9 protein-coding genes and 1 pseudogene are annotated in these 12,993 nt (G+C 48.7%); 5 read left to right on the top strand and 5 right to left on the bottom strand.

What is annotated here, in order from left to right; all coding sequences use genetic code 11:
- Nucleotide 1: 1 nt before the first annotated feature.
- The 3 genes and pseudogenes from ACES2C_RS01625 (at nucleotide 2) to ACES2C_RS01635 (ending at nucleotide 4,706) form a co-directional block, all read left to right on the top strand.
- Nucleotides 2-1,504 (top strand): DNA polymerase Y family protein, encoded by a 1,503-nt coding sequence (locus ACES2C_RS01625; protein WP_374165284.1) that lies wholly within the window; start codon nucleotides 2-4, stop codon nucleotides 1,502-1,504.
- A gap of 47 nt (nucleotides 1,505-1,551) precedes the next feature.
- Nucleotides 1,552-1,803: pseudogene (locus ACES2C_RS01630) on the top strand (PHP domain-containing protein); the annotation flags it as partial.
- Between the two features lie 167 nt (nucleotides 1,804-1,970).
- Entirely contained in the window at nucleotides 1,971-4,706 is a 2,736-nt protein-coding gene (locus ACES2C_RS01635; protein WP_374166891.1) for an error-prone DNA polymerase, read from the top strand.
- A 427-nt stretch (nucleotides 4,707-5,133) separates the two neighbouring features.
- Here the strand turns inward: ACES2C_RS01635 and ACES2C_RS01640 are convergent, their stop codons facing one another.
- The 4 genes from ACES2C_RS01640 to ACES2C_RS01655 form a co-directional block, all read right to left on the bottom strand.
- On the bottom strand, nucleotides 5,134-6,096 hold the full coding sequence (locus tag ACES2C_RS01640; protein WP_374165285.1) for an NADP-dependent oxidoreductase: 963 nt from the start codon (nucleotides 6,094-6,096) through the stop codon (nucleotides 5,134-5,136).
- 131 nt (nucleotides 6,097-6,227) lie between these two features.
- Nucleotides 6,228-7,142 carry a glycosyltransferase family 2 protein gene (locus ACES2C_RS01645; protein ID WP_374165286.1) on the bottom strand — a complete coding sequence of 305 codons (915 nt, stop codon included), beginning with the start codon at nucleotides 7,140-7,142 and terminating at the stop codon, nucleotides 6,228-6,230.
- 99 nt (nucleotides 7,143-7,241) lie between these two features.
- Nucleotides 7,242-8,105 carry a beta-1,6-N-acetylglucosaminyltransferase gene (locus ACES2C_RS01650; protein ID WP_374165287.1) on the bottom strand — a complete coding sequence of 288 codons (864 nt, stop codon included), beginning with the start codon at nucleotides 8,103-8,105 and terminating at the stop codon, nucleotides 7,242-7,244.
- Between the two features lie 693 nt (nucleotides 8,106-8,798).
- Nucleotides 8,799-9,686, bottom strand: coding sequence for a VOC family protein (locus ACES2C_RS01655; RefSeq protein ID WP_374165288.1), 888 nt, complete (start codon nucleotides 9,684-9,686; stop codon nucleotides 8,799-8,801).
- 446 nt (nucleotides 9,687-10,132) lie between these two features.
- Between ACES2C_RS01655 and ACES2C_RS01660 the strand changes: the two genes are divergently transcribed.
- Nucleotides 10,133-11,251 (top strand): hypothetical protein, encoded by a 1,119-nt coding sequence (locus tag ACES2C_RS01660; RefSeq protein ID WP_374165289.1) that lies wholly within the window; start codon nucleotides 10,133-10,135, stop codon nucleotides 11,249-11,251.
- A 209-nt stretch (nucleotides 11,252-11,460) separates the two neighbouring features.
- On the opposite strand, the gene ACES2C_RS01665 is transcribed toward ACES2C_RS01660, so the two are convergent.
- The gene (locus ACES2C_RS01665; RefSeq protein WP_374165290.1) at nucleotides 11,461-12,096 is read right to left on the bottom strand and encodes an NAD(P)H-dependent oxidoreductase; all 636 of its coding nucleotides are present in this window, start codon (nucleotides 12,094-12,096) and stop codon (nucleotides 11,461-11,463) included.
- Between the two features lie 316 nt (nucleotides 12,097-12,412).
- Between ACES2C_RS01665 and ACES2C_RS01670 the strand changes: the two genes are divergently transcribed.
- Nucleotides 12,413-12,730, top strand: a complete 318-nt coding sequence (locus tag ACES2C_RS01670) for a hypothetical protein (protein ID WP_374165291.1) — start codon at nucleotides 12,413-12,415, stop codon at nucleotides 12,728-12,730.
- Nucleotides 12,731-12,993: the final 263 nt, after the last annotated feature.

Raw genomic sequence — 12,993 nt, forward strand, 5'->3', positions numbered from 1 at the left:
TATGCAAAAGCGCTTCGTTTCCCTTTGGTTTCCATATCTGCTGACCGACTGGACGACCATCCAAAAGCCAGAACTGAAAGACAAGCCGCTGGTATTGGTTGCCCCCAAACACAACCGGCTGACAGTTACCGCCGCCAGCGCACTTGCTGAGGCACAGGGCATTGGTCCCGGCACTACTGCAGCCGACGCCAAAGCAGTGATCCCCGGCCTCGACGTGCTCAATGAGGTCCCGGGAACAGCGGCCAGACTCTTAAAGCGGGCCGGAGAATGGTGCATCCGTTATTCTCCGGCTGTAGCCTGCGACCTGCCTGACGGACTTATCATTGATGCCTCTGGCTGTGCCCATTTGTGGGGCGGAGAGAAAGCTTATTTGCATACGATCTTAAGGGCATTTAAAGAAAAAGGCTTTTATGTACGGGGCGCAATAGCAGATACAGCTGGTGCAGCCTGGGCAGTTTCACGCTTCGGCAAAAACGGACAGGTGGTCCCTCCCGGAGAGCAGGCTCATGCTTTGCTCACCTTCCCTCCCGCCGCGCTGCGACTCGAATCAGAAATCCTTGAACGCTTACAAAAACTGGGCTTCTACAGCATTCAAAAATTTCTGGGAATACCGCGCACAGCCTTAAGACGACGCTTTGGAGAGCCCTTGCTCTTAAGGCTTGATCAGGCACTAGGTCAGCGTGACGAAGCGCTTCAGCTCCTACAGCCGGTTGAACCCTACCAGGAACGACTGCCTTTTCTTGAACCCATCCGTACAGCCCCTGCTATTGAGCAGGCCATTCTAAAACTGCTCGAAATGCTCTGCCTCCGGCTTCAGAAAGAAGGAAAAGGATTGAGATCTGCAGTACTGAAGGGATTCCGGATAGATGGAAAAACCCTGTCACTAAGCATCGGAACCAATCGCCCCTCTGCGCAGGTATCACATCTGTTCAAACTATTTGAGCTTAAGATCCCGCAGATCGAACCAGCTCTGGGCATTGAGCTTTTCACATTGGAAGCGCCTAAAGTAGAAGATCTGTCAACCGAACAGGAAGCACTCTGGGCATCAAAAGAATGCGGACTGGAACATACGGCTTTAGCAGAACTGCTCGACCGGATTGCGAACAAGTTAGGGTCTGAAGCAATCAAACGCTATCTCCCTCAGGAACGTTACTGGCCCGAACAATCTATACGGACTGCAAAATCACTTACTGAAAAATCGGCCAGCTCCTGGAGGACAGGAAAACGACGTCCCTCACTCCTATTGCCCCAACCGGAACGGATTGAAGTATCAGCCCTCCTGCCCGATAACCCTCCTATGCTGTTCATTTATAAAGGAAAACGGCATGTTGTAAAAAAAGCGGACGACGCAGAACGCATTGAGCGTGAATGGTGGCACGACCAGGGTCAGCATCGCGACTATTATATTGTGGAAGACGAAGAGGGCTGCCGTTACTGGCTTTTCCGTTCGGGGCATTACGACGGACAGCAATCTCAATGGTATATACACGGTTTTTTTGCCTGAAGATCATGACGTACGCAGAGTTACAGGTAACAAGCAACTTCTCATTCATGCTGGGAGGCTCACATCCGGAAGAACTGGCAGTGCGGGCTGCAGAATTAGGCTATAAGAAGATTGCCATCACCGACCGCAACAGTGTAGCAGGTGTGGTTCGTGCACATATAGCCGCTAAAAGCAGGGGAATCACCCTAATTCCGGCATGTCGTCTGGACCTGCACGATGGCCCCAGCCTGCTGGCCTATCCCACTGATACTGCAGCCTGGGGCAGGCTTTGCGCCCTGCTTACGCGAGGCAACCTTCGTGCAGAGAAGGGAAAGTGTGAGCTATATAAACAAGATGTATACGCCCATCGGGAAGGCATTAAATTCATGCTGATCCCTCCCCTTCCCTCAACCTGCGCTTTGACTTTGAAGCTGACTTCAAAGAAGCCGCAGCAGAATATCAGTCTGTTTTTGGCTCTGATCTCTATATCGCTGCCAGTCGTACCTACGGAGGTGACGACAGTAAACGGTTATACCGCATTTCACAATTGGGAATCCCGATGGTTGCTACCAATGACGTACATTATCATGAGCCCCTGCGCAGAGAGCTGCAGGATGTGCAAACCTGCATCCGGGAGAAATGTACCATTGATACGGCCGGCTTCAGGCTGCATGCCAATGCTGAACGATACATGAAGCCCATTGACGAACTGGAACGGCTGTTCAGGCAATACCCGGAGGCACTTGCCCGCACCCTTGAAATTGCTGAAGCCTGTACCTTTTCACTTGAAGCCCTGAAATATCTGGAACCTGAATGGCTAAGCCCCGACGGGCGTTCAGCCGATGAACACCTGCGGGCGCATACCATAGAGGGCGCCCACCGGCACTATGGAGAGGAGATCCCTCCTAAAATATTAGAACAGATTGATTTTGAGCTGGCATTCTTTGCCCGGCGAAAGCTCGCCCCCTATTTTCTTCGTATTTTTGCCTATACGCAAAAAGCAGAAGAGCTAGGCATCCTGCATCAGGGAAGAGGCTCCGCAGCAAACTGTACCGTTTGCTTTTGCCTGGGCATTACCTCTGTAGATCCTGCAAAATCTCACCTGCTGTTCTCCCGCTTCATGTCCGACGCCCGCGATGAGTGGCCTGACGTGGATGTGGATTTTGAACATGAACGTCGTGAGGAGATCATCCAGTGGATCTATGACACATATGGTCGCCATCATGCCGCCATCGTGGCTACCGTTACCCAGGAACGGCATAAGGGAGCTATCCGCGATGTTGGCAAAGCAATGGGCCTTTCTGAAGACACGATCAAACGGCTGGGCGGAACCATCTGGGACTTTTCTGATGAAGGCTTTGACCGGGAGCGGATTAAAGGACAAGGCTTAAACCCGGATGATCCTCATCTGTTCAAAGTACTGCAGCTCACCGAACAGCTGATGGGCTTCCCCCGTCAGCTGGGGCAGCATACCGGCGGTTTTGTTATTACCGGCTGTAAACTATCGGATATCTGCCCCGTCATGAATGCCCGCATGGAAAACCGCACCCAGCTGGAATGGAACAAAGACGACCTGGAAGCCCTGGGTATCCTGAAAGTAGATGTGCTTGCCCTGGGAATGCTTACCTGTATCCGGAAAGCATTCAGTCTGGCCCAACAGCACTATGGCTTACAGCTCAGCCTGGCCAATATTCCACAGGATGATCCAAAAGTATACGATATGATCTGCCATGCCGATACGATTGGCGTCTTTCAGATTGAAAGCCGTGCACAGATGTCAATGCTGCCCCGGCTGAAACCCCGCGTGTTTTATGATCTGGTGATTGAAGTGGCAATTGTACGGCCCGGCCCAATCCAGGGAGACATGGTTCATCCGTACCTGCGGCGCAGAAATAAAGAGGAACCCGAAGAATACCCTTCAGAAGAACTCAGAAAGATCTTAAGCCGGACCAAAGGCGTTCCGCTTTTTCAGGAACAGGCCATGGAAATTGCCATTGTAGCCGCAAACTTTACTCCGGCGGAAGCCGATCAGTTAAGAAGGAGCATGGCCACCTTCAAGGCAAAGGGACTGGTAAGCCAGTTCCGAAAGAAACTGGTAGACGGCATGACCACCAAGGGCTATTCTGAAGAATTTGCTCACCGGATATTTAAACAGCTGGAAGGATTTGGCTCCTATGGGTTCCCTGAAAGCCATGCGGCCTCTTTCGCTCATCTGGTCTATGTTTCATCCTGGCTGAAATGCCATTACCCCGATGTATTTGCTGCTGCCCTGCTCAATAGTCAGCCTATGGGCTTTTACCAGCCGGCAGAAATTGTAGACGATGCCCGGGCACATGGAGTGGTGGTAAGACCGGTAGATATTAACCACTCCAGCTGGGATCATACGCTGGAGGAGCAGGAAGGCAGAAACTTCGCATTACGCCTGGGATTCCGTCTTGTCAAAGGGCTCAGCGAAAAAGACATGACCTTACTGATCAGTCAGCGGGGCCAGGGCTATACCAGCATGCAGCAGCTCAGCGATGCCGGAATTCCGCAATCAGCCATTGAGCGGCTGACAGATGCTGATGCCTTCCGCTCGCTGGGAATGGACCGCCGGCAGGCTCTTTGGGAAGTACCTGCATTAAACGACAGGCCAATAGGCCTTTTTAAAGGACAAGCCTCAGAGAGCGAAAAGGAAGGCCAGCTGGCTCTCCCTTTAATGAGTGCCGGAGAACATGTGGTGAACGACTTTGCAGTAACAGGCTTATCCCTCAAAGCCCATCCCGTGAGCTTTGTACGCCAGGAACTGGAGATGCTCCATGTAGTCCCCACTGCAAAATTGAAGGAAATGAAGAACGGCGACCGGGTAAAGGTGGCCGGAATGATCACCGTACGGCAAAGGCCCGGAACAGCAAAAGGCGTACTCTTTGTAACCATAAAAGATGAAACCGGATTTACCAACCTGGTTGTATGGGGCAAATTCTTTGATGAGTACCGGAAGGAGATCATCCAGTCGCGCCTGATCATGGTAGAAGGCACCCTGCAGATCGAAGGAGAAGTGATCCATGTGGTAGTGAAGCGCTGCTTCAACATGAACGGACTCTTACGCAAACTCACCGCCAATCAGGATGACCTGCCGGCCCTCACCCTGTCAAGAGGAGACGAAACCAGTGCACCACCAGCAGAGCAGAAAAGAGGATCTGCGCGGAGAGAGGTCTTTTACAAAGGCCGGAATTTTCAGTAGGCTCTCAATCAACAACATTATACCACACAAACCCGCTTCTCCTTGTACTAACTTTCTATTAGTACGTATATTTACCTGATAGTAAGAGAGAATCTTTTTGAGCCCTGTGCAATGACGTATAAGACACTGGACGAGTGTCTGCAGGAGCCTATTTGCACTAAGACGCTGGTAGAACATTAAACTTCCATTATACCAGGGAGCCGGGGCGGCACCTACGGGGACAGGAAGAGGCTCGAAGAATAGTCGGCCTCCGTATATTCCGCTTGAGGCAGTCATCATGAACGTTTCTGACACGTTCCTCTTATTCTTCACAGACGCTCTCAGTTCAGATTGCCTTCAGGTTCACTCCGGGTTGAGTGCGGTTATTTCAACAAAAAGCCCCACTCAACCCGCACTCAACCCGGACTCAGTCCGCACGCAGGGATAATCAGAACATATCTTGTTTCCTATCTGGTAATACCACCACTTTCCCCCTTACCCTTCCGCTCTCTTGCAGTTCGTGGGCGGCTTTCATGTCACTAAAGTCGAATATCTTCGAAATGTAGGGCCGGATGATTCCTTGTTCCAGCAGGGCGGCAATTTCCTTCATGTCGTCACCGTTTGACTCCACAAGGAAAAAGAAACCATTTACGCCTTTAGCTTTCGCTTTTTCCGTTACCTGCTCGTTCAGGCCGGAAGGGATACTGATCAGCGTGCCGCCAGCTCTTGTCACCTCAAGTGAACGGTCTATATTATCACCTCCGATCGTGTCGAGTACGAAGTCTGCGTCTGTTATCACTTCCTCCAGCTTCTGATTTTGATAATCGACGTGAGCATCTGCGCCTAACGCAAGAACAAAGTCGCGATTGGCTCCAGATGAAGTACCTGTAACATGTGCACCAAGGTAGCGTGCTATCTGCACGGCAAAGTGCCCTACTCCTCCAGCTGCTGCATGCACCAGAACCTTTTGCCCCTTCTCCAGTCTGCCCTGTTTAGTAAAGGCCTGCCAGGCCGTAAGGGCCGCGAGTGTTGAGGCAGCGGCCTGCTCAAAAGAAATATTATGCGGTTTGAACGCGAGGTGCGATTCTGGCGCCGCAACGTATTCAGCATAAGCCCTTCCGTGTCCGGGAAAGTTGACCATGCCGAACACCTCATCGCCGGGCTTAAATTTACTCACCTCACTGCCCGCCTGCACTACCACGCCTGCTATATCCCAGCCTACAACAAGCGGCGACTGATCCTTGATACGTCCATAAACGCCTTTCCCGCTGCGTGTTTTAAGATCTACGGGATTAATACTGATCGCCTTAACCTCTATCAATACTTCCTTTGCGCCAGGTTCAGGAACAGCTACTTCCTGATAAACCAATTGGTCCACTCCACCCGGACCCTCTAAAACTATTGCTTTCATGTGTTATTTTTTCAAACCGTTTATACAAATCTATACCATTAAAAAGAACTGCAATTGGTATAAACTTTCCTTTTATTGGCAAAAACAACAAAAAGAAAAGCGACAGAAGAGCAGCCTGAAGTTGCTTTGATTTAGAATGGACTCAAAGTTAGCAGCATTCGCTTCACTCCGCGCGGGGTTAGCAGCCTGCTACGGTAATACTTAGAAAACATCCATTGAACAGCAGTCTTCCGATCTTTTAACTTTGCAGCAAGTGTGATCGCAATTGGAATTCTATCTCTAATTGACTTTTCAAGCTCTGGATACGATTTAATTGCAGAGCTGCAATCTTCAAAAAGAATCTTCACAGTCCGGTAGGCGTTGTCAGCAGTCGCAGTGCGGGACTGAGACTCGGCCACGATGCGGCACATAGCAGTATAGTCATTAACAAAGTAGAAAGGCTTTCCCAGTTGCCCCAGCCGCAGGCCGAAGTAAAAGTCTGTGGCCTTGCCAGCCCTGCCATGATCTGAATAACCAATGGAAAGAACAGCATCTCTGCGCACCAGAAAGCCATTATTAGGGAACATGCTCACAGCACCGGCAAGAAAACCGTCGACAATCCCTTCCCGATCAGGGGTTCTGAAGAAGGCTTCATTAACTTTCTCTGCACCCTCAGTTAAATTGCCAGCCTCGTCAATCATCCTCTGCAGACCAAAACTAGCAATAATTTCTGGGTGATCTTCAAATGGTTTCTTCAGAACTTCAAGGCACCTTGGATAGATGGGATCATCATCATGCAAATGCAAAACCAGATCTCCCTGCGCCTGCTGATACTGAAAGTCAACATTCTTTACTTCTCGGAGGGACGGAACATGATGAAAGTACTTGATGGGTACTGGACTTAAAGACAAGAGCGTGTCGCGCATTAACTTTTCTGTTCTGTCATCCCTTGAATCGTCGCCAATAATGATTTCATCAGGGAGGACGGTCTGGTTCCAGACTGACTCTAATGTTGTTCTCAGGAGCTCAGGTCGTTCGAATGTCGGAATAATTACGGATACCGTCATGTAGCGTTAATTAAAATTTTTGTTTTTGTGAAAGATAAATATAAGTGTGCTTTACTCCATCGAGGACGAAAAGCACAATTTAAGACGAAGCAGGTCAACTTAACACAAGATTCCCCGATCAATGGCATCCATTACCTCATTGTCTATACCAGGGTCAAACCGCCTCGCAAATGGGCTATCCTGGCTTTTAAGAAGGTCTAAATGCTCTCTTCGCCACACGGGAGTGCGAGGACCTGTATAGTCAGCAAAACTGACCGTAAAGTTTTTCATTCGGCTGCTGAAGGAGGAATTCATCAGGATGGTATGAAAGTACTGTTCCTCGGGGATCAGGACGTATTTAAAATAGCGGGTAAGCTCTTTGTTCGTGTCGTATTCATTGAGCAGAAAAGCCGCTGCATCATAGGGCAAGATACACCAGTAACGACCGGTGTAAGGTGTAAGTCCTTGCGGGAAGGTCCTCTTGGGCAGTAAAAAGGTAATAATGCGGGCAAGCAGTAATGCTTTATCGCTCTTCCCGTAGTTAAAAATATCCGGGAAGAAATAACTATTGATGCGGTTCGTCTTATTAGCGGGCCAGTCTACCAGCTTAAACGGCATAAAAATAGTTTCTCGGTTTTCTTCAAGAAGCTTATAAAAATCAGATCTCGACTTGATCGGGTAATCCTGCCCGCTGATTAATACCAGATGAGCAGGCTTCGCCTTTAAGGCCGTTCTGATTAACTCAATGGCAATCTTAACAAGATTGAAACTCCCCCAGGTGCCCTTATACCGCTGCCCGGTAAACTCGACCTTAGCTGCAGGTACGGATTTCTCCAGCTCCCTCTGAAAATCTTCCAGCGGAGAGGAGGCCGTAAGTGAGATATGAACAGCAAAGAAAACCTGATCGTCATGAAGCCGGCTGATAAGCCTTGAGAGTTGCTGTGGATTTGTGTGTGCTACGATAAGGTAAGCGACTTTAGACATATGAAGATGTACTTTCTAATTAATTTCTTAAATCTATTATTTTTTTTCAGGAACACAATATCAGGAAGAACATCTGCGTTAAAATGGTCCCAGGCCTGGCACTCTCTAAGAGCATCAGCGCACAAACAGGCCGTCATCTTCCGGCGATACTAAAAACACGTTATTTTGGGATCATTATCGTTATTAGGGAGTCAACGCGAACAGATCGTTAACTTCTGCCTACAAACAGATCGTCAACGTCTGCCGATACTAAAAACACAAGCAGCTTAAAAACATCAAATCGACTACAGCCATTCTTTTCAGCGCGTTGTTCCTGGCGCTAAGCAAAGATGTGCAAGCAGCTATCCATACAGGTTTACTTTATGTCTATGCTCAAACACAATATAAAACTGCGTTAAGTCAGGCTCATACTTTTTTACGGCATGGCCCACTTCTCAGAGACCCGTTGTACCACCAAACAATCAGCTTAAACAAAGCATCATCCGAGGTAAAAGCCCTCTTGATCTTAGCAACTTTTCGTATCTGCAGCCTAAACATAGCCCAGAAATCTTTCTTACGCGTTCCGCCTCCTGGTCCTGGTAACTTTCGTACCTGGAGCCTGAACGCTCCCCGCATTGGCGACAAAATCGATACAACGAAAAAAGGCGCAACTTAAATAAGCCGCGCCTCAACTAAAATTAACCATTTCTTTTTCTAAGCACTTTCGAGCTCAGATATCATTAGCTTCTTCATTCCCATGAGCCTCTGCATGACCCTTTCAGCGCGTTGCGGTTCTTTGAGCAGCTCCATTAATCTTTTCGGCACGATCTGCCAGGCTATTCCATACCGGTCATTCAGCCATCCGCATGCTACCTCTTCGCCTCCTCCTTCAACCAGGTTGTTCCAGTAGTGGTCAACCTCGTCCTGAGTGTCGCATTCAACGACCAGAGAGATCGCATCATTAAACTCTACTCCGTGATCCATCGAGCTGTCCATGGCCGTCATCACGTACCCATCTATGCTGAACCGCCCATGTTTGATATACCCCGAATTATCGCCATCCTCCTCTGTATAATTGACCACCATAAGCTTAGAAGAATTAGGAAATAGTCTGGTGTAATAATTCAGAGCGTCCAGTGCTTTTCCCGCCATTTTGCCAGTGAACATAAAAGAGGGTACAAACTTTTGCCACGCCACCCTGCCCTCGTTTTGCTGAAAGGAGCCGTCCTGACCTTGTCCGCTGTCGGGGACAGCAGTAAACAGCTGCCAGTGAACGCCAAAGCGATCTTGCAGCCAGCCATACTTACTGCTCCATTCGTAAGTATCAAGAGGCATCAGTACCGAGCCACCCTCTATTAACCGTGACCAATAGCGTTCTGTCTCCTCCGCAGTTTTACACATGACAGTAAATGAAAGCGTAGCATTCGGGGTTGACACCGGCCCCTCATTCAAAAGCAGAAAGCGCTGTCCGCTCAGCTGGATCTGCATGACATAGGGCAGAGCGGTGCCGGCACTGCCCTCACCAAATGTTTTGATATAAAAATCTGCAGCTTCCTGAATTCTGCCTTTAATAGTAAGGCATGGATAAATTGAATTGTTCATAAGCGATTGTTTGGTATTAGTAAAGTTAGCATGCACAGCGTATGTAAGAGATAGGCAGAAGCGACAAACAGAGGGTCAAATACGACAAGAGCATTCTATCCAACCGTAGATATACTTTCCCTCAGCGGTCAGCTACTTTGATTGAGCGCTGACTTACCGGCGGAGACGCATTTCTCAGTTCGTACAATAAAAGGGTTTTAACTGACCAGTTAGCTTACCAGCGGCATGTTACATCTGTCAGTGACAGGTAATGAATCACTGATTGAGCAGATGACTTACTGCTCATAGTCCATTTGTCTGCCTGACGCGCCCCGACAAGGGAACAAGCTTTTCGCTGACAACCGCCGTCACAACATTCGTATTAGTCTCATTTGCCTTTGGTCACAATCGCTGAACCAGCATACTACCAGCCTCTTCCGCACGTTGATAATCAGAAGAAAGAGAGAATGATACCGCGAAGACTTCCGACTGCAGTACCTGTGCTGCAACTACTATTTTTTATCGTCAGCATCAGCCTGGCAGGGATCACGAAGGCCTACTCCCAGGTTATCCTGACGGATTCACCTATCCGGGTAAAACCTGTGGAGTTTTACATTGCAGGAGTACAGGACAACAGAGCCGATAAAGGCCCGTTTGCACATCTGGTGATCAGCGCGGGCCTGAATAAAACCAGCCCGAAAAACTATGATCTCCAGGGAGGCACCCTTAGTGCGATCAGCGGCTACTTATCCAGGAACCTGAAGGCGAACAGATCATTACGTCCGGCCGTGCTGGGTATCAAAGAACTGAAGTTGACCGAAAGCCTCTCCGAGTACGGAAGCATTGAAGGCAGGATTAAAGTCAACCTTTCACTCGGACTAAAAAAAGATTATGGCGTACAACCCTTAACATCATCGCAGTTTACGCTCAGCTATAGAAGAGCAACCAACAGCGTTACACCTGTAGACACGTACCTAAAGGCGGTTCTGGAAAAAAGCCTGACCTACTTCAATGGCTGGATGAACGCCAATGTCAGCTCTGATCGCCGGCTGGCAAGGAATGTCAGGTTCAGTTTTACCGACTACACCGAGAGTCGCGAAGGCGACACGATTTACTACTCTCCCTTGAGAAAGTTAAAGTGGGACGACTTTCAATGGAACAACACGCAGTCGAGCAAGTACATGGCTCTTGTAATGCCTTTCATCGCCTATGACCAGGAAGACAGGATTGACAAGGGAACCATCTGCGTGAACATTGCCATGAAAGCCTACCTGCCCAAGAGCGCAGCCTGGGCTCGGAGTACGGGGCGCGACGACTACAGTCTTAATCATGAGCAACGGCATTTTGACATCGCCAGGATCATTACGGAACGATTCAAGCAAAAGGTACTGGCTGAGAATCTGACACCCGACACGTATGAGGCGTTCCTTAACATGCAGTACCTCGACTCATTGAGGGACCTCAACGCCATGCAAAAAGCGTACGACCAGGAGACGGCCCACGGAATAAACACATCGGCCCAGGCAGAATGGAATGAAAAAATAGACAAAGAGCTGAAGACGATCTACCTTGCCGCTGGAAAATAAGCAAGCCTGCAAAATAACAGAATCAGCATGGGCTAATTAAATAAAAGCGGTTGTTGTAGCCCGAAGGGGGAAATTCGGAAATACAATGCCATTGCACATTGATAACCTTCGGTGTGTCCTGAAACAGCTCAGCAGGAAGTTCAGAAATGTAATGCCATTGCACAGCGGAAAGGGGACGCGTGCAATGGCATTAGAAAACGGCCGCGCTTTTATTTCAGCTCGATCACAAAGGTCTCGACGGGATTCCGAACTTTCTTCATGTTAACCAGCCAGTCATTTTCAGCATCACGATAACCGATAGGCAGGATCGTTACACTTTTAAGGCCCATCGCTTCCAGATTCAGCAGCTGATCGAGCAATTCAGTATTGAAACCCTCCATCGGCGTGGAGTCTATCTTTAATTCCGCAGCCTGAGCAATAGCGAGACCGAAGCCGATGTATGCCTGGCGGGCTGTATGAATAAAGTTCTGCTCGGCCGACTGCTTCAGATACACCTCTTTCAGCATATTGGTGTAGCTTGAAAAGCGCCCTCTGGGAAGGCCACGTTCGTCGGTGATCATGTTATACACGTCATCGATCCGTTCCTCAGTATACCGGTCCCAGGCAGCAAAAACAAGCAAATGAGAGCATTCCGCTACACCCTGCTGACCGTTGGCAATGGGGACAATCTTCTCCTTCAATTCCTGATTGGTGATCACAATCACCCTAAACTGTTGCAGGCCCGAGGAGGTAGGAGCTAACCTTGCAGCCTCTATAATTTTAGCAACATCCTCCTCGCTCACTTTCTTTGCAGGATCGTATTTCTTTGTTGCATAACGCCATTGCAAATCTTCTAATAGTGCCATAGTATAGTTTTGAATTTTACGTTTCTTCTCTTCCGGCGGCATTCACTAAGCCGGGAGCATAATTAGCACAAAAAACAGGAAATATTGCCACCCGAAAATCAAAAAACTACTGCAACAGCAGCGACTGAGATCTAAACCCGACGAACAGTAAGAAGTGTGCACTCCTCTCAGTCACTATGAACGAAACGGCTTCCAGGAACGAACCGACGAACAGTAAGAGATCCCTCTCCTCCCGCTAATACCTCCCGATAAAACAATTGGTCACTGACAGCTGTAGCTATACAAGAAACTACTATACAACTAAAACAGAAGCACGATGAGCCAGTCTTATTTACCAGTTCAATGGGTATACCGGGAGGTAATTGAAGAACAGATCACAGGCCAAAGCACGGGTAAGATCTTCTATTTCAACCAGGAAGAAAAAGTTGCAGAAGCAACCGGACGCATCCAAAGAATGGAAGAAAGACCCGATGGCGTTTTTATTATGCTCGATGCGGGAGAGGAATTACGAATTGACCGGATCATAACGCTCTACGGGAAGCCGGGAGCTGCTTACGACGAGTACGACTCGTTTGCGAACGCCTGCCTCGACTGCATGGGGGGCTATACCAAAGAAGAGTTAGAAAAGATGTAACACTCCTTGTAACATTCTCATGAACTACTGGCTTTTGCTGAATAAAATAAGAGCTTTGTAACATAATGATCAACCCGCTGCTCAAATATTGCCTCAAGACCGGCAAGCCTTCAAAGGCTCCTGCCGTTCCTGCTGTTTGGGCCTGCACACAACTCAGCTACCCGTTTCTTAAAAGTTCTAAAGACTTTATTAATTAAGCCCCAGCCACTCTATTGGCGACGGGGCCAGTAACGAAACCATTGTTTTTTGCTGTCTTAATTAAT

It is taken from the genome of Arcticibacter sp. MXS-1 (assembly GCF_041902385.1).
Classification (GTDB): domain Bacteria; phylum Bacteroidota; class Bacteroidia; order Sphingobacteriales; family Sphingobacteriaceae; genus Arcticibacter.